Source organism: Pandoraea sp. (genome assembly GCF_041919235.1).
In the GTDB taxonomy this organism is placed as follows: domain Bacteria; phylum Pseudomonadota; class Gammaproteobacteria; order Burkholderiales; family Burkholderiaceae; genus Pandoraea.
This window is the reverse complement of record NZ_JAYRUC010000007.1, coordinates 190182-212616: the sequence shown is the minus strand read 5'-3', so window position 1 is coordinate 212616 and position 22435 is coordinate 190182. Positions and strand designations below refer to the sequence as shown.

The 22435-nt window shown below is 64.1% G+C and carries 23 protein-coding genes; 12 read left to right on the top strand and 11 right to left on the bottom strand.

All coding sequences use genetic code 11. The features are described from left to right. Positions 1–160 precede the first annotated feature (160 nt). Positions 161–961, top strand: coding sequence for a tRNA (guanosine(46)-N7)-methyltransferase TrmB (gene trmB, locus ACE3UG_RS08040; protein ID WP_374622042.1), 801 nt, complete (start codon positions 161–163; stop codon positions 959–961). 82 nt (positions 962–1043) lie between these two features. On the opposite strand, the gene ACE3UG_RS08035 is transcribed toward trmB, so the two are convergent. The 4 genes from ACE3UG_RS08035 to ACE3UG_RS08020 form a co-directional block, all read right to left on the bottom strand. Then, complete coding sequence (locus tag ACE3UG_RS08035; RefSeq protein ID WP_374622040.1) at positions 1044–1886, bottom strand: undecaprenyl-diphosphate phosphatase; 843 nt, start codon at positions 1884–1886, stop codon at positions 1044–1046. Positions 1887–1960: 74 nt separating this feature from the next. Next, positions 1961–2590, bottom strand: a complete 630-nt coding sequence (locus ACE3UG_RS08030) for a DUF1439 domain-containing protein (RefSeq protein WP_374622038.1) — start codon at positions 2588–2590, stop codon at positions 1961–1963. Between the two features lie 68 nt (positions 2591–2658). Continuing rightward, a complete protein-coding gene (locus ACE3UG_RS08025) occupies positions 2659–2922 on the bottom strand; it encodes a YkgJ family cysteine cluster protein (RefSeq protein WP_374622036.1) in 264 nt (87 codons plus the stop codon). 5 nt (positions 2923–2927) lie between these two features. After that, complete coding sequence (locus tag ACE3UG_RS08020; RefSeq protein ID WP_374622033.1) at positions 2928–3710, bottom strand: SDR family NAD(P)-dependent oxidoreductase; 783 nt, start codon at positions 3708–3710, stop codon at positions 2928–2930. Positions 3711–3809: 99 nt separating this feature from the next. On the opposite strand from ACE3UG_RS08020, the gene ACE3UG_RS08015 reads away from it, so the two are divergent. From ACE3UG_RS08015 to ACE3UG_RS08005, 3 genes are all read left to right on the top strand, one after another. After that, entirely contained in the window at positions 3810–4490 is a 681-nt protein-coding gene (locus ACE3UG_RS08015) for a TetR/AcrR family transcriptional regulator (RefSeq protein ID WP_374622031.1), read from the top strand. Positions 4491–4663: 173 nt separating this feature from the next. After that, the gene (locus tag ACE3UG_RS08010) at positions 4664–5332 is read left to right on the top strand and encodes a protein-L-isoaspartate O-methyltransferase (protein ID WP_374622029.1); all 669 of its coding nucleotides are present in this window, start codon (positions 4664–4666) and stop codon (positions 5330–5332) included. Between the two features lie 149 nt (positions 5333–5481). Beyond that, entirely contained in the window at positions 5482–5805 is a 324-nt protein-coding gene (locus ACE3UG_RS08005) for a rhodanese-like domain-containing protein (protein WP_374622027.1), read from the top strand. Between the two features lie 131 nt (positions 5806–5936). Here the strand turns inward: ACE3UG_RS08005 and waaA are convergent, their stop codons facing one another. The 4 genes from waaA to ACE3UG_RS07985 all read right to left on the bottom strand — a co-directional run bounded on the left by waaA (position 5937) and on the right by ACE3UG_RS07985 (position 10720). After that, positions 5937–7244, bottom strand: coding sequence for a lipid IV(A) 3-deoxy-D-manno-octulosonic acid transferase (gene waaA, locus ACE3UG_RS08000; RefSeq protein ID WP_374622083.1), 1308 nt, complete (start codon positions 7242–7244; stop codon positions 5937–5939). Between the two features lie 3 nt (positions 7245–7247). Continuing rightward, positions 7248–8153, bottom strand: coding sequence for a Kdo hydroxylase family protein (locus ACE3UG_RS07995; protein WP_374622025.1), 906 nt, complete (start codon positions 8151–8153; stop codon positions 7248–7250). Continuing rightward, positions 8150–9118 (bottom strand): lipopolysaccharide heptosyltransferase I, encoded by a 969-nt coding sequence (gene waaC, locus ACE3UG_RS07990; protein ID WP_374622081.1) that lies wholly within the window; start codon positions 9116–9118, stop codon positions 8150–8152. The genes ACE3UG_RS07995 and waaC overlap by 4 nt, the downstream gene beginning before the upstream one ends. Positions 9119–9322: 204 nt before the next feature. Continuing rightward, a complete protein-coding gene (locus ACE3UG_RS07985) occupies positions 9323–10720 on the bottom strand; it encodes a phosphomannomutase/phosphoglucomutase (RefSeq protein ID WP_374622023.1) in 1398 nt (465 codons plus the stop codon). A 36-nt stretch (positions 10721–10756) separates the two neighbouring features. On the opposite strand from ACE3UG_RS07985, the gene ACE3UG_RS07980 reads away from it, so the two are divergent. The 8 genes from ACE3UG_RS07980 to ACE3UG_RS07945 all read left to right on the top strand — a co-directional run bounded on the left by ACE3UG_RS07980 (position 10757) and on the right by ACE3UG_RS07945 (position 19153). Next, on the top strand, positions 10757–11002 hold the full coding sequence (locus ACE3UG_RS07980) for a hypothetical protein (RefSeq protein ID WP_374622021.1): 246 nt from the start codon (positions 10757–10759) through the stop codon (positions 11000–11002). A 71-nt stretch (positions 11003–11073) separates the two neighbouring features. Further along, entirely contained in the window at positions 11074–12291 is a 1218-nt protein-coding gene (locus ACE3UG_RS07975; protein ID WP_374622019.1) for an oligosaccharide flippase family protein, read from the top strand. Positions 12292–12295: 4 nt separating this feature from the next. Then, the gene (locus ACE3UG_RS07970) at positions 12296–13432 is read left to right on the top strand and encodes a glycosyltransferase family 4 protein (RefSeq protein WP_374622017.1); all 1137 of its coding nucleotides are present in this window, start codon (positions 12296–12298) and stop codon (positions 13430–13432) included. After that, positions 13429–14559, top strand: coding sequence for a glycosyltransferase (locus tag ACE3UG_RS07965; protein ID WP_374622015.1), 1131 nt, complete (start codon positions 13429–13431; stop codon positions 14557–14559). The genes ACE3UG_RS07970 and ACE3UG_RS07965 overlap by 4 nt, the downstream gene beginning before the upstream one ends. A gap of 5 nt (positions 14560–14564) precedes the next feature. Next, positions 14565–15707 carry a glycosyltransferase family 4 protein gene (locus tag ACE3UG_RS07960; protein WP_374622012.1) on the top strand — a complete coding sequence of 381 codons (1143 nt, stop codon included), beginning with the start codon at positions 14565–14567 and terminating at the stop codon, positions 15705–15707. Between the two features lie 66 nt (positions 15708–15773). Beyond that, the gene (locus ACE3UG_RS07955; protein ID WP_374622010.1) at positions 15774–16868 is read left to right on the top strand and encodes a glycosyltransferase; all 1095 of its coding nucleotides are present in this window, start codon (positions 15774–15776) and stop codon (positions 16866–16868) included. A 55-nt stretch (positions 16869–16923) separates the two neighbouring features. After that, positions 16924–18015 (top strand): glycosyltransferase, encoded by a 1092-nt coding sequence (locus tag ACE3UG_RS07950; protein ID WP_374622008.1) that lies wholly within the window; start codon positions 16924–16926, stop codon positions 18013–18015. Positions 18016–18109: 94 nt separating this feature from the next. Further along, a complete protein-coding gene (locus ACE3UG_RS07945) occupies positions 18110–19153 on the top strand; it encodes a symmetrical bis(5'-nucleosyl)-tetraphosphatase (RefSeq protein WP_374622006.1) in 1044 nt (347 codons plus the stop codon). A 121-nt stretch (positions 19154–19274) separates the two neighbouring features. Here the strand turns inward: ACE3UG_RS07945 and ACE3UG_RS07940 are convergent, their stop codons facing one another. Genes ACE3UG_RS07940 through ACE3UG_RS07930 form a run of 3 tightly spaced genes read right to left on the bottom strand, consistent with a single transcriptional unit; the run spans position 19275 to position 22371 of the window. Next, a complete protein-coding gene (locus ACE3UG_RS07940; protein ID WP_374622004.1) occupies positions 19275–20105 on the bottom strand; it encodes a lysophospholipid acyltransferase family protein in 831 nt (276 codons plus the stop codon). 12 nt (positions 20106–20117) lie between these two features. Further along, positions 20118–21386, bottom strand: a complete 1269-nt coding sequence (locus ACE3UG_RS07935) for a dihydroorotase (protein ID WP_374622002.1) — start codon at positions 21384–21386, stop codon at positions 20118–20120. 7 nt (positions 21387–21393) lie between these two features. Continuing rightward, positions 21394–22371: an aspartate carbamoyltransferase catalytic subunit gene (locus tag ACE3UG_RS07930; RefSeq protein WP_374622000.1), complete on the bottom strand. Its 978-nt coding sequence runs from the start codon at positions 22369–22371 to the stop codon at positions 21394–21396. Positions 22372–22435: the final 64 nt, after the last annotated feature.

Here is a 22435-nt window from a genome sequence, read left to right as displayed (position 1 = left end):
AGGCCGTTCCGGTGGATAATCGACCCCGCTCCCGACGCTACGGCACGGGAAAAACTTTCGAAAAATCATCGTGTTGGGTGCCGACGCCGATAGCAATGCCGGCTGTGCCGCCCGCCGCAGCCTTTCTCGACAAGCCGTCGCCCGACGGCTTTTTGTTTCCATGACGAACCACGGACATCCGCCGGCTGACGACGCGCAACCGGCCCATGACGACGACGCCGACATCGGCGCGCCGACCACCAACGCCGAGGGCGACGATACCCCGCAGGCCGACCCGGACGGTGTGGCGCATCCACGTCGCATTCGCAGTTTCGTGCGCCGTGCCGGCCGCAGCTCGGAAGCGCAAAAGCGCGCTTTCGACATACTCGGCCCGAAGTTCCTGCTGCCATACGCCCCCGAGGCGCTGGACTGGCCCGCAGCCTTCGGGCGCGGTGACGCGCCTCGCATTCTGGAGATCGGTTTTGGCATGGGCGACGGCACTGCGCACATCGCGAAGCTGCGCCCGGCGGACGATTTTCTCGGCGTCGAGGTGCACGAGCCGGGGGTCGGTGCGCTGCTCAAGCGCATTGGCGAGACGCCGCTCTCGAACGTGCGCATCATCGAGCACGATGCAGTGGAAGTCGTTCAGTACATGCTGCCCGAAGGGTCGCTCGACGGCGTGCACGTTTTCTTCCCCGATCCGTGGCACAAGAAACGCCATCACAAACGCCGCCTGCTTCAGCCGCCGTTCGTGGCGTTGCTCGCCTCGCGCCTGAAGCCCGGCGGCTACCTGCACTGTGCGACGGACTGGCAGGAATACGCCGAGCAGATGCTCGAAGTGCTCAGCGGCGAGCCCATGCTCGAAAACACGGCGGCCGATTACTCGCCGCGTCCGGATTATCGCCCCGTAACGAAGTTCGAGAATCGCGGCCTGCGTCTCGGTCACGGCGTGTGGGATCTCGTGTTCCGTCGGCGCGCCTGAAAGACGCCGACGCACACGACAAGGGGCACCGCGCGGTGCCCCTTTTTCGTTCAGCCTTTACCTTTGGCTTGCCCCGCCGGACTCAGTCGGCCCAAACGACCCATCCGCTATAAGCAGTGACAAGCACCACGAGGCCGAACACGATGCGATACCACGCGAACGCCGTGAAATCGTGCGACGCGATGTAGCGCAGCAGCCATCGCACGCAAATGAACGCGCTGACGAAGGCCGCAATGAAGCCGACGCCAAACAGGCTGAAGTCGTCGACCGACAACGTCGCGCGCGCCTTGTAGAGTTCGTAGACGGTCGCGCCGAACAGGATCGGAATCGCAAGGAAGAACGAGAATTCGGTGGCCACCTTGCGCTCGAGCCCGAACATCATGCCACCGATGATCGTCGCCCCCGAACGCGACGTGCCCGGCACGAGTGCAAAACACTGCGCAATGCCGACCTTCAGGGCGTCGGTAAGCGAAAGATCGTCGATCGCGCTCACGCGCGGCAGCTTGCCCGCTTCCGCGTTGCGACGGTTATGCCGCTCCACCAGCAGGATGATCACTCCGCCAACGATGAATGCCGTCGCGACCACCACGGGACTGAACAGCGCCGCCTTGATGTACTTCCCGAACAACAAGCCGAGCACGATCGCAGGCAGGCACGCCACGATCACATTCACCGTAAAGCGACGCGCCCGGGCGTCGCTGCCCAGCCCCGCCACAACCTGCGCAATCTTCGCGCGAAACTCCCAGCACACCGCGAGAATCGCACCGAACTGAATCACGATCTCGAAGACCTTGCCCTTGTCGTCGTTGAAGTCGAGCAGACTGCCGGCCAGAATCAGGTGCCCCGTCGATGAGATCGGCAGAAATTCCGTCAGACCTTCCACCACACCGAGAATGATGGCTTTGAACGCCAGCAACAAGTCCATGCAACGAGTTCCTAAAAAATGTGAACGACAAATTGGGGGTAAAAGCGACGACGCCGCCCGCGAGGTCGCCCTCGTCAGCGTGAATCGAACGTGACGTCGACACCATGCGAGAACACCGTGATCGTGCCGGGCTGACGCGCCACGCCACCCATGGTGAGTTGCTCGGGCTTGAACGTATAAATCGGAGCGCCTTGCAGCAACTGCATCGCAATCAACGCTCCCGCGGCATTCAATTGCCGCGACCAGCGATCGGGCAATCCGTCGATGGCGAAGGTCTCCACCTCCGGATCACGCAGCACGACCGACATCGTCGCCGGGTCGTAGGCGAGCGCGCTATCGATGGCGAGTGTGCCGGTGAGCGGTGCGCCGCCGAACGGATGCATCACGGTGGCATCGACGGACACCGCCAGACGATTGCGCGCCGGCAGCAAGGTCAGCCGAGGATGCGAAAGGTGCACGTCGAGTACCGCCAGCACGCGCCGGTCGAACGGAAACTTGCGTTCGAGCGCGCGCTGAAGCTGGCCCTCGGAGAAGGTGTATTGGTTGCCGAATGGCAACCCCGCGCAGGCGCCCAACGCGGCAGCAAGCGCCGCCGCACCGCTCAGCGCCAGCCAACGGCGACGCGAGACCCGCGAGGCTTGCTGCGACGCGGGCACCTCGCACTGTTGACGAACGGGTTGATCCCGATAAGCACGACCCTGCATGTCACGTTCCGCTACAGGGCGCCAGGCGCCCGACACGCGCGACTATAGCATTCGCGTGCGACGCCCAACTAGGCCGTCCTGGGCGCGGTCATCGCTTCGAGTTGCGTCAGCCAGACGATGGCTTGCTCGCGATCGTCGCCGCACATCTCGGCCGATGGCAACAACGATCCGCATACGGCCGGGCGCTCCGGCCTGCCGAAGATCCGGCAGCGATCGTCGTCGTCCAGCTGCACGCAACGCGTGTTTGCCGGCTTGCCGTCAGGCATTCCGGGAATCGGTGTGGAAATGGACGGCGCGATGCAGCAAGCCGCGCACCGGGGCCGGCAATGCATGACGCTCACCACGGCAAACTACCCGCGACGTCGAAAAATCCGCCCGTCACCGGCCCGCGCTCACCGAGCGCCAGCATCAACACACTGCGCGCGCCCTCCGCCACGCCCTCGCGGACGCGCTTGCCGGTCGCATCGACCGTCAAATCGGCGGGCGCGCCAGGATCGACCGAGTTGACCGTGATCGAGGTCTCCCGCAACGTATGCGAGAGCTGCACCGTCAACATGTTCAAGGCAGCCTTCGACGCATTGAACCCGATCTGCCGGAACGCCGCATGCGCCCAGGCCGGGTCGTTGTTGTGCGCCAGCGAACCCAGGGCGCTCGACACATTGACGATATGCGCGCGCGGCGAGCGCGCCAGCCAAGGCAGCATGGCTTGTGTCACGCGCAAGGTGCCGAAGAAGTTGGTCGCGAACACCCGCTCCACGGCTTCGATGGAAGCTTTCTCAGGCGCGTCGTCGCGCGGATCGGTCACCCCCGCGTTGTTGACCAGCACGTCGAGCCGCCCATGATAGCGGCCGATGCGATAGGCCGCCGCGTGCAGCGTCTCCGGGCGCAACAGGTCGATCACCAGCGTCTCCGCCTGAAAGCCCGCCTTGCGCAACGGCGCGACGACGTCGTCGCCCTTCGCTTCCTCGCGCGCGCCCACGAGCACCGTCATGCCCGCCTCGGCGAGCCCCCGCGCGACTTCCTGTCCAATGCCCCGGGTCGCGCCAGTCACCAGCGCCACGCGTCCCAAGTGGCGTTCGGCGTCCTCGCGCACCGCATTCTCGATGGCGTCCCGTTTCATCACTGCTCCCGTCGATTGACCTTATTGTGCTGCGCCCGATTGCGCGCAAATTTGTTAGCATCGAGTTTATGAAGAATCCTTCAGCTTTTCCATTCGCATATGAAACCGGACAGTCGAGCCCCCGCAACGCCCCGTAAGACGCCGCAGCAAGCGCGCTCACGGGTCACCATCGACGCCATTTTCGAAGCCGCGCTTCAGGTTTTGCTGCTCGACGGCGGACGTCAACTGACCACGACTCGCGTGGCCGAACGGGCGGGCGTGTCGGTGGGCACCCTGTACCAGTACTTCCAGAACAAGCAGGTGTTGCTCTATGCGGTGCTCGAGCGACACATCGAACGGATCGTCAAGACGGTGGAGGCCACGAGTGTGGCGTCGCACGGCCAGCCGCTCGAAGCGATGGCGCAGGCGCTCGCCAAGGCGTACGTCGGCGCAAAGATGACGGACATCGAAGAAGCCCAGGCGCTGTATCGGCTCTCGGAAGATCTCGACGGACGCGAGGTGTTCGCCGGAGCATCCACACGCATGCATACCGCGGTCGTTGCCATGCTGAAAACGGCGCGCGACGCGCATTTCGACGATCCGGAGACGGTCGCGTTCGTGTTCCTGAACGCGATGACCGGCCCCATCAAGGCGATCTTGGAGAACCGGGCGCCCGCAGGCACCTGCTACCCCACCCTCGCCAGCCAGATCGCCGATCAGATGGCGACCATGTGCGGCGCCTACCTGCATCGCGTGGCGAAAACGGTCGGCGCGGCGCACGCAACGCAAGCCGCTGCCTAGACCTGGCCAAGACGCCTCCCTGACGTCACCCAAGCGCCATTTCCGCGCCGCTCGCCCCCTGCGGACAGCGCCCTGGCACCGCTTCGGCGACAAAAGTTCACGCGTCATCATGACTGCGGTCCGGAACTGGTAAAATGCCGGGTTGTGTTTGCCTACTACCCACGGTAATCGAGATGAACTACGAACAGGCCCGCTTTAACATGATCGAGCAGCAAATCCGTCCCTGGGATGTGCTCGACCAAGAGGTGCTCAATCTGCTCAAGCTCGTCAAGCGCGAGGAATTCGTGCCGACGGCCCAACGCGCGCTCGCGTTCACCGACGTCGAACTGCCGCTCTCGGGCGCTGCGATCGCCGACAAGAGCCAGCACATGATGTTCCCGCGCGTTGAAGCGCGCATTCTGCAGGCCCTCGCGCCGAAGAAGCACGAGAACGTGCTCGAAATCGGCACGGGTTCGGGCTACATGGCCGCGCTGCTTGCCTACAATGCGCACCATGTCACGACCGTGGAGTTCGATGCCAACCTCGCCCAGGCCGCTCAGCAGACGCTGCGCGCCAACGGCGTGACCAACGTCGAAGTCATCAACGCCGATGGCGCACACGGCTGGAGCGCCGCCGCGCCATATGACGTGATCGCCATCTCCGGCGGGCTGGCCGAACTGCCCCAGGCGTTCCTTGACCAGCTCAAGGTCGGCGGCCGTCTGGCCGCGTTCATCGGCGGTAGTCCTGTCATGGAAGCGAAGCTCATCACGCGCGTGTCCGAGACCGAGTACCGCGCAGAAAACCTGTTCGAGACGCAAGTGGCCTATCTGATTGCGCCGCAGCCATCGAGCTTCAAGTTCTGAGCCCGGTGCCTGGGCCAACGTGCCGTTCGATGACGGACGGCGCGTGCCTCGGGAATGCCGCGAGCGGACCGGTCCTGCGCCCTTTGTGAAGACAGATGCGGGCGAGAATGAACGCAGACCGGACGCGATCCATACGACACAAGAACATCATGCAAAACATTACACCGGCGCAATTGGCCCAGTGGCTCGCGAACGGGGAACGTAGCCAACCCACGCTCCTCGACGTGCGTGAGGATTGGGAAGTGCAGACCTGTCGCATTGCCCAGAGCAAGAATGTACCGCTCGGCGAGGTGCCCGCCCGCCTGACGGAACTCGATGCCGATGCGCCCATCGTGTGTATCTGCCATCACGGCATGCGCAGCGCACGCGCCGCAATGTTCCTCGAACAACAGGGTTTTACCCAACTGTTCAATCTGGACGGCGGAATCGACGCCTGGGCTCGTCAGGTCGATCCGTCGATGCCGACCTACTGAGCCGAGCAAGCGTCACGCCTCGCCAAGCGTGCCGCGCAAGCCCGCCAGACATGCCCCGCATGGCCAATACGGTGTGCGGGGCATGTTGTTTTTGCGACGCGCAATGAGGTGTATCGGGCTTTGACGCGAGATCAGTCCTGCACGGCCGTGAGACCCGTGTCCAGCCAGCGGCCCAGGGCCGTGACCGTGCGCACCGTTGCCCCCTGATGCTGCTTGGCAAACAGCATTGCCGCCGTACGCATCGCGAGCCGCCGGTCGTCGTTGACCAGCAAATCGGCCAATGCAGTGGCGAGCTCGCCTGCATCGCTCACCCGCCGCGCCGCACCGGCAGTCAACGCATTTTCGCTGGCCTGTGTGAAATTGAACATGTGCGGACCGAAGACGACAGGCGTGCCCGCCGCACAGGCCTCAATCAGGTTCTGACCGCCCAACGGCAGCAGGCTGCCGCCGATGAATGCGACGTCTGCCGCTGAGAAATAGGCCGCCATCTCGCCCATCGAGTCGCCGAGAACAACGTCGACGTCTGCCGGCAGCGGCGTCTCATCGTCGGGCCACGCGCTTCGGCGAACGTAGTTGAGCCGCACCTTCGCCAGCATCGCCGCCACTTCGTCGAAACGCTGCGGATGGCGCGGCACGATGACCAGCAACGAGCGCCGCCCCACGTCGGAAGACGCCGCCAACATGGCGCGCGCGTGAAGGACCAGCGCTTCCTCGCCATCGCGCGTACTGGCGGCCAGCCAGACCTTGCGCTCGCCGAAGCGCTCGCGCCAGCGTGCGCCCAGCGCGAGCAGCGCGGGCGGTGGGGTCATGTCGAACTTGAGATTGCCCATCACGTCGACGTCGTTCGCTCCCAGCATGCGCAGACGCTCGGCATCGGCGTCGCTCTGCGCGAACACGCGGCTGAAGCCACCGAAGACCGGCTTGGCCGCGTCGCCGAAGCGGGCGGCGCGCCGGAACGAGCGCGCCGACATCCGCGCGTTCGTGAGCACCAGCGGCACACCACGCTCGCGGCAAACGAAGATCAGGTTCGGCCAGACTTCCGTCTCCATCACCATGCCCACACTCGGCCGCCATTGCTTCAGGAAGCGCCGAATCGGCCCGACCATGTCGTAGGGCAGATAGCAGCGCAGCACGCGATCGCCGAACAGTTGCTCCCCCGTCGCGCGCCCGGTAGGCGTCATGTGCGTGAGCAGAATGCCATGTGATGGATAGCGCGCGAGCAGCGCTTCGATGAGCGGCTGCGCGGCGCGCGTCTCTCCGACAGAGACGGCGTGCACCCAGATCAGCGGGCGGCCGGTGTAGGGCGATGCGGCGTAAAACCCGAAACGCTCACCGATATGACGGCGATACCCAGGCTCGAAGCGCCCGCGCCACCACAGGCGAACGACCGCCAGTGGCGCGACGATCCACCAGAGCGCGCGATAGACGAGACGCAGCAACATTCAGATGAGCGCGCGATGCGTGAGGCGTTGCAAAACCGCCAGCGGCGAGCACTCGGGGTGCACCATCGCATCGGCGGGAAGGAAGAAGGTCTGCTCCATCATGAACTGGCCCGACATCACGGCGTGCGACGTCTGATCCGAGAAGCAGATCCATACGCTGCCCGGCGGGAACGGCATGGTCTGCTGATCGGCATCGCGCTGATAGCCCATGTCGGCTTTCATGCCGTCGTGCAAATGCAGCATGATGTGATCGTAGCCGCTGCGCGCGCGCTTGGTGATGCCCACGGCATGCTGCAGCCATGCAGCGCCGGGCCATTGCGTCGGCACGTTCGGCAGAAAGCGCTTGGCCACCGCTTCGAACGGCTCGCCCACACGCCAGACGCGCGCCTGACCGGCCGGGTTGACGTTGGTGAACACGCGCAGAATGCGCTCGCCGTAGTTCGGCCGTGACGGGAACGCGTCGACGTGCAATCGGCTGTCGTCCTTACGCCACGATGTCTGGCGCGTTTCGACCTGGTGCAGACGCAGGCTCGTGGGTGCCGCACGCAGCTTGCCTCGATACTCGGGCAGCAGGCCGTCGATCAGGCTGCACGCCTGCGTGTAGTAGCGCTTGACCAGGGCATGGACGGCGCGCTGCGTGAGGTCGTCCGCAGCCACACCGACGAGCACGCCGGTCTTGGGATCGAGACTGATGTTCTTGCGCTTCGGATCGGCAATCGCCGGATCGAGCAGGCGCTGCTCGTCGGCATCGATGGCGAAGGCCAGATGGGGGAAATACAGCACTTTGCCGGCCTCGACCTCGGCGACCAGCGTCTCGCGCGGCACCGACAGTCCCGCCCCCTGCCAATCGCCGGATTCGACCGTGACGATTTGGCCGCTTTCGTTACTTTCGTTCGTTGAACTCATGCGCTTCGGTCCTCTGCGGGCGCGGCGGCGCCGCTCTGCGCCGGCGGCAGCGACGGTGCGAGCTGACGCACCGCGTCGCGCACTTGCGCGAGCGTTGGCTTGTGTTCGGCGTCGCCAAGATTGACGATGCGCGGCGACCAGAACCCGCCGGTACGCCACGCGGTGCTGAAATTGTATAGCTCGATGGTCGGCCGGTTGAGCGCTGCGGCAATATGTACCAAGCCGGTGTCGACGCCCACCGTGATTCCCCCCTGATCGATGAGGCCGACCACCTGCGACAGGTTCATCTTCGGCGGCACCCAGGCGGCGTCACCCAAGGCGGCTGCGAGCCGCAACGAGACCTCGTGCTCAGCGGCACTGCCCCAGGGCAAGACGATCAGCCACCCCTGCGAGGCCAGATCGCGGCCAAGCGCGATCCAGTCGGCTTCGGGCCAGGTCTTGTCGTCGCGCGACGTCGCGTGCACGAACACCGCATACGGACGGTTGGGGCATTGGCTGTGGTCGGCCCGCTCGGTGGCAATGCCGAAGTCGATATCGCCCGGCATCTCGAAGCCGATCGCGTCGGCTACCAGCCGCCGGGAGCGTGTCACGACATGCGTATGCGGCTCGATGCAGACCTTGTGCTGGTAGAGAAAACGCACGGGCCACTCGTAACTGGCCCCCTCGGTCCGGTTACCGAGCCCCCACACGGCACCGCGCGCCGTGCGCGCAATCCAGCCGGTCTTGACCAGACCTTGTGTGTCGATCACCAAGTCGTAAGGGGTTTCGCGCAATGCGCGACGAAACGCGCCGATTTCCTGCCACGTCCGCACGGCGAGCGGCTTCTTGCGCCAGCGGCGCAGTGCAAACGGGATGACGCGACGCACACCGCGCACGAGCTTGACGAGTTCGACGAAGCCCTCTTCCACGACCCAGTCGATCTGGGCGTCGGGCGCGTGGCGCAGGATGTCCTGCACCACCGGCATGTTATGGACGACGTCGCCGAGCGACGAGACTTTGACGATCAGAACCTGCAACCGAACGCCCCGGCGGTTGGGCCGGGCCTCGTGAGCAAAACCGCGATTTTACTCCACCCGGCCCGCAGAACAGCGTGGATCATGCCGCTCTTGAAACGCTCGCCCTTACGGCGCCCCGCGTCCGATGTCGAACGCTCCCGCCCCGGCCCCACATCAGAACGGCAGCTTCGCGTCGGGCTTGACTGCCAGAATGGCGCGGCGGAAGTCGTCCTGAATGCGCTTGATCGCCGCATCGCTATCGGCCTCGAAACGCAGCACGACGACCGGCGTGGTGTTCGACGAACGGGCCAGACCGAAACCGTCGGCATATTCGACGCGCACGCCGTCGATCTTGATCACTTCCTGAGCGCCGTCGAACTTCGCGGTCTCCCGAAGCTTGTCGATCAGTGCGAAGTTCTCGCCTTCAGCCAGCGGAATCTGCAGCTCGGGCGTCGAAATCGAATTGGGCAACGCGTTGAGCACCGCACTCGGATCGGCCGTCTTCGACAGGATCTCAAGCAGACGCGCCCCCGTGTACAGGCCGTCGTCGAAGCCGTACCAGCGATCCTTGAAGAACACGTGGCCGCTCATCTCGCCCGCCAGCGGTGCCCCCGTCTCCTTGAGCTTCGCCTTGACCAGCGAGTGGCCTGTCTTCCACATGAGCGGCTCGCCGCCATGCTTGCGCACCCAATCCGCGAGGTTACGCGTGCACTTCACGTCGTAGATGATCGTCTCGCCCGGATTGCGGCTCAACACCTCGGCAGCGAAGAGCATCAACTGGCGATCCGGATAAATGATCTGACCGTCCTTGGTGACCACGCCGAGCCGGTCGCCGTCGCCGTCGAACGCCAGGCCGATTTCCGCATCGGTCGTCTGAAGCGTCTTGATCAGATCCTGAAGATTCTCGGGATGCGCGGGATCCGGGTGATGGTTCGGGAACGTGCCGTCCACCTCGCAGAACAGCTCGACGACATCGCAGCCGAGCATCTGGAACAGCGCCGGGGCATAAGCGCCCGCCACACCGTTGCCGCAGTCCACCGCAATCTTCATCGGACGCGCCAGATGAACGTCGCCCGCAATGCGCGCACGATACGACTCGCCGATCTCGTCGGCCGTGTACGTGCCCTGCCCCGTCTCGAAGTCCTGCTGCTCGATCAGCTTCGCCAGGCCCTGGATCGCGTCGCCATAGATCGCCCGGCCGCGCAGCACCATCTTGAAGCCGTTGTAGTCGGGCGGGTTGTGGCTGCCCGTGACCATGATGCCGGAGTCGACAATCCGGCCATGCAGCGTAACGTTCGTCGCGAAATACACCATCGGCGTGACGACGACGCCGATATCGACCACATCGACCCCCGCCGCGCGCAAGCCGTCGGAGAGCGCGCCGACCAGTTCGGGGCCCGACAGACGGCCATCGCGGCCGACCACGACGGCATTGCCGCCTTCGCGCCGCAGTGCCGTGCCGAATGCGCGTCCGATCAGGTGTGCGACGTTGACATCCAGGGTCTTGCCGACGATGCCGCGAATGTCATAGGCCTTGAAAATCGCAGGCGAAACTTGCGTGGTTTGCGTCATTGGAATGGGTCTCTCGGAAAACGCGGGAAGAATGAATTGGCCGAAGCGACCGGGCCGGAGCTATCGCTTGCCCGAACCCGACGCGTGACGGAAATTGCGAAGCGCGTTGGCCGCGAGGAAAGCGCCGGCCGCGCTGCAAACGTGAATCCCGGCAGGAAGCCCGGCCGGGAACGGCTGCATTACGTTAAAATTATACGGGACTTCGCCGCACTGCGGCATCTCTCGAAACGCGTGTCGGCGATCGCCTACAATCCGTCATCGCGCGACGCGACATGCGCGTGAAGTCCCCCTGTACCGGCCTTGCGAGGCCGGTTTTGCTTATCTTGAGAACAAGTGAGCCGCGCGAGCGCCACATGCCCTATCGGACCATCATTCGCAACATCCTCTGGATGCTGACCGAGCGCGGCGCGCAGATCGCCGGCGGCATCGCAGTCTCCGGTCTCCTCGCACGCAGTCTCGGCGCCGCTCAGTTCGGCCTGTTTCAATACGCGCAATCGCTCGTGTTCCTCGCCGCGTCGCTCACGCTGCTATGCGGCAGCGAGGTCGTGGTACCGCGCCTGGTCGGCAAATCGGAGACGGAGCAACGCACGGTCATCGCCCATGCCTTCGTGCTGCGGCTGGCTGCGGCCGCCGTCGCCTATACGATCCTCGCGATCTACGTCATCGGGTTTGCCGAGTCCCGGCTGGTCGCCGTCGCCCTCTGGCTCGGTGTGGCGCTTTGGTTTCGCGAACCGTCGGGCGTCGTGATCGCATGGCTGCAAGCACGCACCTTCAACCGGCCGAGCGTGGCGGCCAACGTGTGCGGGTTGGGCGTGAAGCTCGCGCTCGTGGCAGTCCTGTACATCACGCATGCAGGCATTGCCGCGTTCGCTCTCGTCTATGCCGCCGAGGCCATCGTGGCCGCCGCGCTTCTCGGCCGCTATTACTTGAGGCACTCGCCGAAGACGCCCGTGATCTGGCGGCGCGCCCTGCTGCTCGAACTGCTCGCAAGCGGTATGACCTTCTGGGGCGGCCTGATGCTCATGATCCTGTTCAAGCGCATCGATCAGCTCGTGCTCAAGCCGATCATCCCGCTCGCGGAGCTGGGGGCCTACGCCGCAGCGATGCAAATCACGGAGAACTTCGTCCTCGTCGCGCCGATCATCGCGAATTCGCTGGCGCCACAACTGATCTTCCAGACGTTCGACAACGCGACCGCACGACGCAACACGGTGCGGGCCGTGTGGCTGATGATGGCCGCAGGCGCCAGTCTGGCCATTCCGATCGCGCTGCTGGCGCCCTGGATCGTGCACCTGATCTACGGTGCGGGATTCGCGGAGTCGGCAGTCATTCTGCGCGTCTCGGCACTCATGGGGATTCTCGTGTTCGCCGATGCCGCCCTCAACCTGACGCTGATTCGTCGCGGCGCCGGACGCTGGGTCATCGCGAAGTGGCTGTGTGCAGCGGTGATCGCCTTCGTGGTCGTACGCGGTCTGGCCCCGCAGCTCGGTGCGCTCGCCGGGGCACTCGGCTATGGCGCAGGATATGCGGCCGCGCTCGCGCTCGGTGTCTGGCTGCTGCGGCGGGAATGACACGATGATGCTGCCTCGTTCCTCGCATTCCGCCGAAGTCCGCACCGTTTGCCTGTTCACGGGCACGCTCGCGGCGTTCGCCGGTGCCGAACGCGCCACGGCCACGCTGGCAAATGCGCTCGCGGCGCGCGGGCATCGCGTGCACGTGCTGTCCTTGTGGGGACACACGCCCGTCTTTGCGTTGACGTCCGACGTGAAGCATCACGCGATGTTCGCCGAGCGCGTGGCTTTCAAGCATCATTACTTATCCATCGTCCGGCAGGTGCGGCGCTACGCGCGCGAGCACGCCATCGACGTATTGATCGACGTCGACCCGATGCTTTCCCTCTACACAGTCCCGGCCACGCTCGGCCTTTCGCTGCAACGCATTGCCTGGGAGCACAGCACGTACGGCAGCGACCTGGGCCGTCGCGCGCGCCGGTGGGCACGCGCGCTGGCGGCGCGTCGTTACGACGCCGTCGTTGTGCTCACCGAAGCCGACCGCGACGCATGGCAGGCGCACCACCCTCGCGCACGCGCACGGATCGTCGTGCTGCCCAATCCGCTTGGCCTCGCGATACCCGACACGCCGCCCGAGCACCGCGATGCGCGCTGCATTCTCGCCGTCGGGCGTCTCGTCCCTGAAAAGGGGTTCGACCGGCTGATCGACGCATGGGCACGCATCGCACGCGACGTCCCCGGCTGGCAGGTGAGCATCGTTGGCGACGGCCCGTTGCGCGATACCTTGCTCGCGCAAGCACGGGACGCCGGGGTCGGCGACAGTGTGCAGGTGCTGCCTGCGGTGGCCGATATCGCGCAGTACTATGCGCGCGCGGCCATCTACTGTCTGCCGTCGCGGCGCGAGAGCTTCGGGCTGGTGTTGATCGAAGCGAAGGCGCATGCGCTGCCCGTGGTGGCCTATGCCGCGGACGCGGGGCCCCGTGCGCTGTTGAACGACGAGGTCGACAGCCTGGTCGTCGACGACGGCGACATCGACGCGTTGGCCGACGCACTGCATCGACTCATCGGCGATGCAGCGCTGCGATGCCGGCTCGGCCTGGCTGGCTACGCGCATGCGCGGGACTTCGGGGCCGATGCCATCGCGACGCGCTGGGAAGCGCTCTGGACCGGTAGCCGGCCGTCCCCCGGAGACGCTCGATGAAGATCGCTCTCGTCGTCACCGGTTTGCAGTTGGGCGGTGCGGAGACCCAGGTGGCCGATCTCGCACGGGGCTTCCTCGCGCGCGGCCATGACGTGGCGCTCATTTCGCTTACCGGAACCTGCGCGATCGACTTGCCGAAATCGCCACGCTTGACGCTCATCGAACTCAAGGCGGCCAAAACGCCGTGGTCGCTCGGCTGGGCATTGCGACGGCTCGTCGCCCATTTGCGCGTCTGGCAGCCGGACGTTGTGCATGCTCATATGGTCCATGCCAATCTTCTCACGCGCGTGGCGCGGTGGTTCGTGCGCATGCCAGTACTCGTGACGAGTGCGCACAGCCGTAACGAAGGGGGGCGCTTGCGCATGTTGGCTTATCGGCTGACGGACCGGTGGACGGATGTGACGACGAACGTCAGCGACGACGCCGTGGCCGCCTTTGTCGCGCAACGTGCTGCTCCGGCTGGACGTATCGTGAGTGTGCCGAACGGCATCGACACCCAGCGTTATCATCCCGACGCGCAGGCCCGTGCGGCGTTGCGCGCGACCATTGACACGTTGCCATCGGCGGCGACGCCGATCGTCTTCGCTGCGGGCCGAATGGTCGACGCGAAGGACTACCCGACGCTGATCGATGCGTTCGCGCACGTGGTGCGCGCGTTGCCTGAAGCGCGCCTGTTGATCGCCGGCGACGGGCCGCTGCGAGACGCGGTGCAAGCAAGGGTGGATGCCCAAGGGCTTGCCCGTGCGGTGACACTGCTTGGGCGGCGCAACGACATTGCGAAGTGGATGTGCGCGGCTGACGTCTACGCCATGTCGTCGGCGTGGGAGGGATTGCCGCTTGTGATCGGTGAGGCGATGGCCAGCGGCTTGCCGGTGGTGTCGACCGACTGCGGGGGTGTGCGGGAGCTGCTCGGCACCGGCTCGAGCAATACGCTGGTGCCTGTGGGCGATGCGCAGGCCCTCGGCGACGCCCTGATTCGCCACCTGCGCACTCCCTTGGACGCGCGCCACGCTATCGGTGCCGCCAATCGCGAGCGCATCGCCGCCCGCTATTCCCTCGATGCCGTCGTGACGCGCTGGATCGAGATTTACGCTCGTCTTGCCACTTCCCGGGCCGTAACCCACTGAACCTCATGCAAGCACCCGTTCTTTTTTGTTCGAACTCGTTCTGGTCGATCCACAACTTTCGTGGCGGTCCGATCCGTGCGCTGCTCGCCGACGGGCATCCCGTTCATGTCGTAGCTCCGGATGACGACTACTCCCCGCTGTTGCGCGCGATGGGCTGCACGGTACACATCATGCCGATGGCCTCGAAAGGCAGGAATCCGTTGCAGGACATTGCACTCTTGATGCGCCTGTATCGCCTGTATCGACGCGTTCGGCCAGCCGTCTGCTTTCACTACACCATCAAGCCGAACATCTATGGCGCCATGGCAGCCCATTGGGCGGGCATCCCGTCGGTATCGATCACAACGGGCATGGGCACCGTGTTTATCAACCCCTCATTTATCACCCATGTGGTCAGGCGCTTGTACCGGTACGCGTTTCGTCACACGCTGGAGAACTGGCTGCTCAACGCGGCCGATTTCGATGCCATGGTCAGCGGCGGACTCGTCGATGCTCGCAAAGCACGTCTACTTCCTGGTGAAGGCGTCAATCTCGACCATTTCGCACGTGCCCCGTGGCCGAAGGACGACGGCACGTTCCGTTTTCTGCTGATCGCACGGCTATTGCGCGACAAAGGCGTGCTGGAGTTCGTGGAAGCTGCGCGGACACTCAAGGCGTCGATGCCGCACGTGCGGTTCCAGCTTTTGGGGCCCGCCAACGTCGAGAACCCCACGGCGATCTCTCGGGCACAGGTGACGGCATGGGAGCGGGAAGGCCTCGTCGAATACCTAGGTGTCACCCAGGAAGTTCGCCCGTTCATCGCCCAAGCGCACTGTGTGGTGCTGCCGTCTTATCGGGAAGGTTTGTCCCGAACGCTAATCGAGGCGAGCGCGATGGCACGCCCGGTGATCACCTCCGACGTTCACGGCTGCCGCGAGGTGGTGAGCGAAGGCGTGACAGGTTGGGTCGTGCCGGCGCAGAACGCAACGGCACTAGGGGAAAGGATGAAGCAGGTTGCAGGGATGCCTGCAAACGATCTCGCAGCGATCGGGGGGGCGGGGCGTGCTAAAGTAGCGCAAAATTTCGACGAGCGATTGGTGATCGCCGAGTATTTCAGAATACTTGGCGAGGTCAATCGGGGGGCTCCGCTTGGCTCAATTCATGTTTAATTGGGCTTGGCGAGAGAACGCCAATCGCACATAAATATTAAGCAACGCGATCAACTTGTCCGTACTATGCTGAACCTGACATTGGCATTGGTGGTTTCATTTGTCACTACGCTGCTTATCGTGCGTTATGCCCATGTACATGCGCATTTTTCCAGCGATAGCGACACGCGCGGGGTTCAGAAGGTTCACGCCCATCCTGTGCCTCGCGTCGGCGGCTTGGGCATCATGCTCGGGCTGCTGGCAGCCGGCACATTCGCCACGCTACGTTATCCGGGGCCGCTCAAAGACGTTCTGCTGCTCGCCGCCGCCGCTGCGCCTGTGTTTCTCGGCGGTTTCACTGAAGACATCACCAAACGCGTCTCTCCGCGATTGCGCCTGTTGTGCGCCATGGCCTCCGCACTCGTGGCGTATTGGGTGCTGGGCATCCACATCAACCGAGTCGATATTGCCCCGATCGACCACCTGCTCGCCATCCCCGTAATTTCGATCACTCTGACTGTCATATGCACGGCAGCAATGACCAATGCGATCAATATCATCGACGGCTTCAATGGACTAGCCGCGATGGTCAGCATTTTCATGTTCATGTCACTCGGTTATGTCGCTTTTCAAGTGGGCGATAGCGTTGTGCTTTCTGCGGCAATGATGATGGTTGGTGCCGTTTTTGGTTTTTTCATTTTGAACTATCCGAATGGTCTGATTTTTCTGGGAGATGGCGGCGCCTACTTTCTCGGGTTTATGCTTGCGGAACTTGCTATCCTGCTGGTGATGCGAAATCCGATGGTGTCCGCGTGGTACCCGGCATTGATGCTGATTTACCCGATTTTCGAGGTCTGCTTCTCGATATACCGGCGACGTTTCGTTCGGGGAGTCTCCCCCAGCATGCCCGATGGCGTGCATCTGCATATGCTCATTTATAAGCGCGTATTACGCTGGGCCGTCGGTTCGCAAATCGCGGCACAGCTCGCACGGCGCAATTCGATGACCTCGCCCTACCTCTGGGTCCTGTGCCTCTCCGCCGTGGTCCCAGCAACGATCTTCTGGCGGCACGGTGGTCTTTTGGCGGGGTGCTGTCTTGTATTCGTCGTCATTTACGTCTGGTTGTATCGACGAATCGTGAGATTCCGCTCCCCGCGCTGGATGGTCTTCAAGAAGAAGTGACCCACCTTCCGAACCCTCGTTTCGTCGACCGAATTCTCGGCCGTCGCGCCGCATCATGCTGAGTCTCGCCATCGCCCTCGTCGTGTCGTTCGTTGCGACGCTGCTGATCGTCCGTTATGCGCACGTTCACGCCCGCTTCTCCGGCGATAGCGACGTCGCCGGGGTGCAGAAATTCCACGTGCGTCCGGTGCCGCGCATTGGCGGTGTCGGCATTCTCGCGGGCCTGATCGTGGCCGCCACGGCGCTCGGTTTCCCGTATCCGGCCGTCTCGCGCGACATTCTCCTGCTCGTCGCCTGCGGCCTGCCCGCCTTCCTCGCCGGCTTCATCGAAGATCTGACCAAGAAGGTGACGCCGACCGCGCGCCTCCTCTGCACAATGTTCGCGGCGCTGCTGGCGTGGCTCATGCTCGACATCCACATCACGCGCATCGACATCGGCCTGGCCGACCGCGCACTGATGTTCGCCGCCGTGTCGGTACCTCTGACCGTGCTTTGCGTGGCCGGCATGGCCAACGCCGTCAACATCATCGACGGCTTCAACGGACTCGCGGCAATGGTCGCGATGATCATGTTCGCCTCGCTAGGGTATGTCGGATTCCAGGTGCAGGACCCCGTCGTACTCACCACGTCGATGATCATGGTCGGCGCCATCCTCGGGTTCTTCATCTTCAACTTCCCCGGTGGACTGATTTTTCTCGGCGACGGCGGTGCCTATTTTCTCGGGTTCATGCTGGCCGAAATCGCCGTGTTGCTGGTCATGCGCAATCCGCAAGTGTCGCCGTGGTACCCGGCACTGATGGTGATCTACCCCGCCTTCGAAGTCTGCTTCTCGATCTATCGCAAGCGCTTCGTGCGCGGCATCTCGCCCGGCATTCCCGACGGCGTTCATCTGCACATGCTCGTCTACAAGCGGTTGATGCGCTGGGCCGCCGGCGCACGCAATGCCAGCGCACTGACGCAACGCAATTCCTTGACGTCACCTTACCTTTGGCTGCTATGCTTGCTGGCAGTGATCCCGGCGACCGTTTTCTGGCGACACAGTCTGGTGCTTGCATTGTGCTGCGTCGCCTTCATGGTGACGTATGTCTGGCTGTATCTGCGCATCGTTCGCTTCAAGGCGCCACGCTGGCTGATCTTCAAGAAATGAACACTCCCGGGGGGCAACGCGCCGAAAGTGCGTCGTCGAAGCTCACGACATCCCCCTGACCGGGATAACAAGACGAGACAGCGCCACCCACGCAATGCGTAACATCTATGCCATCGGCGACCTGCAAGGTTGCCAGACGTCGTTTGAACAACTGCTCGCGCGCCTGCCGCGCGACGCGGAGCTGTGGCTCGCAGGCGACCTCGTCAACCGCGGCCCGCACTCGCTGGGCACGCTGCGTCAGGTCATCGCGCTGGGCGATCGCGTCACGGCGGTGCTCGGCAACCACGATCTTCATCTGCTCGCCGTGGCGGCCGGCGTGCGTGAGGCCCACGGCAGCGACACCATCGGCGACATTCTCGACGCCCCCGACTGCGACGCCCTCATCGACTGGGTCCGTCATCGGCCTCTCGCGCATCTCGCCCACGGACATCTGATGGTGCACGCGGGCGTGCTGCCGCAGTGGGACGCCACGCAGGTTGTCACACTCGCTCGCGACGTGGAGGCACAACTGCGCGGCCCCGACTGGAAGACCTTTCTCTCGCGAATGTTCGGCAATCAGCCCGATCGATGGCACGACCATCTGAGCGACGAAGACCGTCGGCGTCTCACCATCAACGCCCTCACCCGTATGCGCTTTTGCACGACCGACGGACGCATCGACTTCAAGATCAAGGAAGGCGCCGACGCGGCCACGGACGAACTGAGGCCCTGGTTCGACACACCGGGCCGACGCACCGCCGACGTTACCGTGGCGTTCGGTCACTGGTCGGCGCTCGGACTGGTCTTGCGCGAGAATCTGCTCGGACTCGATACAGGCTGCGTCTGGGGCGGCAAATTGACGGCAGTGAAACTCGCCAATTCGCCCGAAGGCCGCGAGGTGATTCAGATCGATTGCCCGCAGATTCGCGATCCGTTTGCGTCGGCCGGTGGGAAGAAGCGCAGCAAGATCAGGAAGGCCGACAAGGCCGAAGACGCGTTCAAGGCCGCGAAAGCCGAGAAGCTCGGCAAAGCCGCAGAACGCAAGCTCGAAAAAACCGACAAGGGCGCGAAAGCGGAGAAGATCGAGAAGGTCGAGAAGGTTGAAAAGCTCGAAAAAACCGACAGAGCCGAAAAAGGGACGAAGCGCAAAGGCGATTGATTGGGTACGCGCTCCCGCTCGCCGTCAGGACCGTGTGTCCCATGGATCGCCGGACGGCGTCGCCCCATCTAACGAAGACAACACCCCGCAGGTGTCGCACTTTGTACCATCGCGACGCGCCTCACGCCTGAATCGCCTGCGCGGTATCGCCGTCCTCGTCCCCCAACGTCGCGTCGCGCGAACCAACCGAGCCGCTTTGCGGCAATACCGCCTCGGGCAGAAAATCCTGCAATGCATCGCCAATCGCTTTTTGCGCACCGAGCGCAAACTCGCGACGATGCTGCCCTTCTCGCGGATGCTGCGGTTCGCCCACCGAGAGCCGGACAGTCATGGGCGGCGCGCGCAAAATCATGTCGATGGACTCGATCAGACTTGTCTCGCCGATATACGCCGGGGCCATCGTATGGCATCCGCTCTCGGCATCGGTATAGAACAGACACAGCGGCTGCACGGGCTTGCCCGTGGCGACCGGCGCCTGCAGCAGGTTGGCGTGGAACGGCAACAGACTTCGGCCGTCCGTGGTCGTGCCTTCCGGGAAGACGGTGATGATGTCGCCGTCGCGCAGGCACTCAGACAGGTAATGCATGATGCGACGCGCGTCGGCACGACGCTCACGTTGCAGGAAGATCGTGCGTGTCTGCACGCTCAGCCAGCCGACCAACGGCCAATGCCTGATTTCGGCCTTGGCGACGAACCGCACCGGCTGCCACGCATTGATCGCGAAAATGTCGATCCACGACACGTGATTGCACAGCAGCATCACACCGCTGTTCGGCAACGGGGCACGCTGCTCGACTTCAAGACGCATGCCGCAAAGCTTCAATAACTTTTGCGACCACGCGCGAATGCGACGATGCTTCGCCGCTTCCGACAGGAAAGGAAAGAGCAGCAACGCGGTCAACATGCCGCGTGTGAGGTGCAGGCCGAGACGAAGTTTTCTGATTAACAGCACGGCAATCGCATCCTAATCGGCGAGGGCTTCGTGCGCCACGTGGCCACCAACCAGCGTGAGACGTACGCGCCCCGGCAATTCATATCCTAGAAACGGGGTGTTGTGGCCGGCACTGCGCAGACGCCGTGCATCGACGGTCCAATACGCCGCTGGCGCAAACACGCAAACATCGGCCGGTTGTCCCGGCGCGAGCCGGCCCGCGCCGGGTGCCACCCGCGTCAGCCTCTGCGCCGGCGCATGCGTCACACGCGCGAGTGCATCGACCAGCGGCACGCGCGATTCGTCCGCCCACTTCAACACCAGCGACAACAGCAACTCCAACCCGCTCGCCCCCGGCAACGCTTCCGCAAACGGAACGAGGCGCGCGTCGGCGGCCAGTGGCGTATGGTCCGAACAGATCGCGTCGATCGTGCCATCCCGGGCCGCGTCGCGGATTGCCTCGCGGTCGCGTTGCGCACGCAGCGGTGGGTCGAGCCGGTAATGCGCATCGAAATAGCCGATGTCCATATCGATCAGATGCAGGTGATGGGCGGCCACGTCGCACGTCACCGGCAACCCTTCTGCCTTGGCCGCACGCACGAGCGCCAACCCCGCACCAGACGACAGGCGGCACAGATGCACCCGCGTGCCCGTCACGCGCACGAGTTCGAGAATGGTGTGCAACGCGATAGTCTCCGCAGCCACCGGAATACCCGCCAGCCCGAGCCGCGAGGCCACCGCGCCGCTGGCCGCCACGCCACCTGCCGCCAGCGCAGCATCTTGCGCGCGCAACCAGACCGTCAGACCAAACGTGCCTGCATATTGCAGCGCACGCAGCAACGTCCGGTTATCTGCCATGGGCGCATTGGCCTGCGAAAGTCCAATACAGCCTGCTTGCGTCAACTGCGCCATTTCCGACAGGTCTCGGCCCGCGAGCCCGACCGTCAACGCGCCCAACGGATGAACCTGCGCATGCTGCGTGGCGCGGGCACGCAATTGCAACATCTCGACGAGATCCGGCTCGTCGAGCACGGGGTCGGTATCGGGCGGACAGACAACGCGTGTCACGCCGCCAGCCAGCGCCGCCGCCGCTTCGCTGGCCACCGTCACGCGGCGCGCCCCCAAATCGACGAGCCCCGGCATGACGGCAAGCCCCGTCACGTCGACGGTGCGATCGGCGGTAAAGCCGGCCGGCGGTGCCCCCAGCCCGGCAATCTTGCCCTCTGCGATGTAGACGTCCCGGACGTCATCGGTTCGCGTCGCGGGATCGATGACGCGGCCGCCCTTCAGATGCAGTTTCATGGCGCACTCACCCGTGGTTTGCGGCGACGATACTCATCACCGCCATGCGCACGGCAATGCCGAACGACACTTGTTCGAGAATGACCGACTGTGGGCCGTCCGCGACCGCCGAATCAATCTCCACGCCCCGGTTCATCGGCCCGGGATGCATGACAATGGCGTCGGGTCTGGCCAGCGCAAGGCGCGCCGGCGTCAGGCCGTAATGCTTGAAATATTCGGCCGCCGAGGGCAACAACGCGCCGCTCATCCGCTCGTTTTGCAGACGCAGCATGATGATGACATCGACGTCGCGCAGCCCTTCGTCCACATCGTGGAACACGCGCACGCCAAGCTGTTCGAGCCCCGAGGGCAATAACGTGCGCGGGCCGATGGCGCGCACTTCCGGTACGCCGAGCGTGGTCAGCGCGTGAATGTCGGAACGTGCCACCCGGGAGTGCAGAATGTCGCCGACGATCGCGACCGTCAGATTGTGGAATTCGCCCTTGTGATGGCGAATCGTGTACATGTCGAGCAAACCCTGCGTAGGATGCGCGTGACGCCCATCGCCTGCGTTGATCACATGCACATGCGGCGCGCAGTGCTGCGCGATCAGGTACGGAGCGCCCGACTGCGCATGACGCACGACGAACAGGTCTGCATGCATGGCCGACAGGTTGCCGATGGTATCGAGCAGCGTTTCACCCTTGCTCGTCGATGACGCGCTGATATTCAGATTCAGCACATCGGCCGATAGACGCGCGGCGGCAATTTCAAACGTCGTCCGCGTACGCGTCGAGTTCTCGAAGAAGAGATTGAAGACCGACTTGCCACGCAGCAACGGCACCTTCTTGACGTCGGCATCGTTCACGCTAACGAACTGCGTAGCGGTGTCGAGAATGTGCATCAGAACGGCGCGCGGCAGCCCCTCCACCGTGAGCAGATGCTTCAGTTCACCGTTGCGGTTGAGTTGCGGATGACCGCGCCGGCCGAGAATTCCATTAGCCATGCGCAGTCTCCGCAGCGAGGGTGCGTGAGACAACCTCACACGGGCGGCCGCCGGGCGTCGCAGG

Bases quoted from the DNA above. Each gene is read 5' to 3' on its own strand.
- ACE3UG_RS08025 (WP_374622036.1), bottom strand. From the start codon at position 2,922: ATGCATTGCCGGCCCCGGTGCGCGGCTTGCTGCATCGCGCCGTCCATT.
- ACE3UG_RS07935 (WP_374622002.1), bottom strand. From the start codon at position 21,386: ATGAAACTGCATCTGAAGGGCGGCCGCGTCATCGATCCCGCGACGCGA.
- ACE3UG_RS07930 (WP_374622000.1), bottom strand. From the start codon at position 22,371: ATGGCTAATGGAATTCTCGGCCGGCGCGGTCATCCGCAACTCAACCGC.
- ACE3UG_RS07965 (WP_374622015.1), top strand. From the start codon at position 13,429: ATGAAGATCGCTCTCGTCGTCACCGGTTTGCAGTTGGGCGGTGCGGAG.
- ACE3UG_RS07995 (WP_374622025.1), bottom strand. From the start codon at position 8,153: ATGAGTTCAACGAACGAAAGTAACGAAAGCGGCCAAATCGTCACGGTC.
- ACE3UG_RS08030 (WP_374622038.1), bottom strand. From the start codon at position 2,590: ATGCAGGGTCGTGCTTATCGGGATCAACCCGTTCGTCAACAGTGCGAG.
- ACE3UG_RS08015 (WP_374622031.1), top strand. From the start codon at position 3,810: ATGAAACCGGACAGTCGAGCCCCCGCAACGCCCCGTAAGACGCCGCAG.
- ACE3UG_RS08035 (WP_374622040.1), bottom strand. From the start codon at position 1,886: ATGGACTTGTTGCTGGCGTTCAAAGCCATCATTCTCGGTGTGGTGGAA.
- ACE3UG_RS07970 (WP_374622017.1), top strand. From the start codon at position 12,296: ATGATGCTGCCTCGTTCCTCGCATTCCGCCGAAGTCCGCACCGTTTGC.
- waaC (WP_374622081.1), bottom strand. From the start codon at position 9,118: ATGCCGGTGGTGCAGGACATCCTGCGCCACGCGCCCGACGCCCAGATC.
- trmB (WP_374622042.1), top strand. From the start codon at position 161: ATGACGAACCACGGACATCCGCCGGCTGACGACGCGCAACCGGCCCAT.
- ACE3UG_RS07960 (WP_374622012.1), top strand. From the start codon at position 14,565: ATGCAAGCACCCGTTCTTTTTTGTTCGAACTCGTTCTGGTCGATCCAC.
- ACE3UG_RS07950 (WP_374622008.1), top strand. From the start codon at position 16,924: ATGCTGAGTCTCGCCATCGCCCTCGTCGTGTCGTTCGTTGCGACGCTG.
- ACE3UG_RS08010 (WP_374622029.1), top strand. From the start codon at position 4,664: ATGAACTACGAACAGGCCCGCTTTAACATGATCGAGCAGCAAATCCGT.
- ACE3UG_RS07975 (WP_374622019.1), top strand. From the start codon at position 11,074: ATGCCCTATCGGACCATCATTCGCAACATCCTCTGGATGCTGACCGAG.
- ACE3UG_RS07945 (WP_374622006.1), top strand. From the start codon at position 18,110: ATGCGTAACATCTATGCCATCGGCGACCTGCAAGGTTGCCAGACGTCG.
- ACE3UG_RS07955 (WP_374622010.1), top strand. From the start codon at position 15,774: ATGCTGAACCTGACATTGGCATTGGTGGTTTCATTTGTCACTACGCTG.
- ACE3UG_RS08005 (WP_374622027.1), top strand. From the start codon at position 5,482: ATGCAAAACATTACACCGGCGCAATTGGCCCAGTGGCTCGCGAACGGG.
- ACE3UG_RS08020 (WP_374622033.1), bottom strand. From the start codon at position 3,710: ATGAAACGGGACGCCATCGAGAATGCGGTGCGCGAGGACGCCGAACGC.
- ACE3UG_RS07985 (WP_374622023.1), bottom strand. From the start codon at position 10,720: ATGACGCAAACCACGCAAGTTTCGCCTGCGATTTTCAAGGCCTATGAC.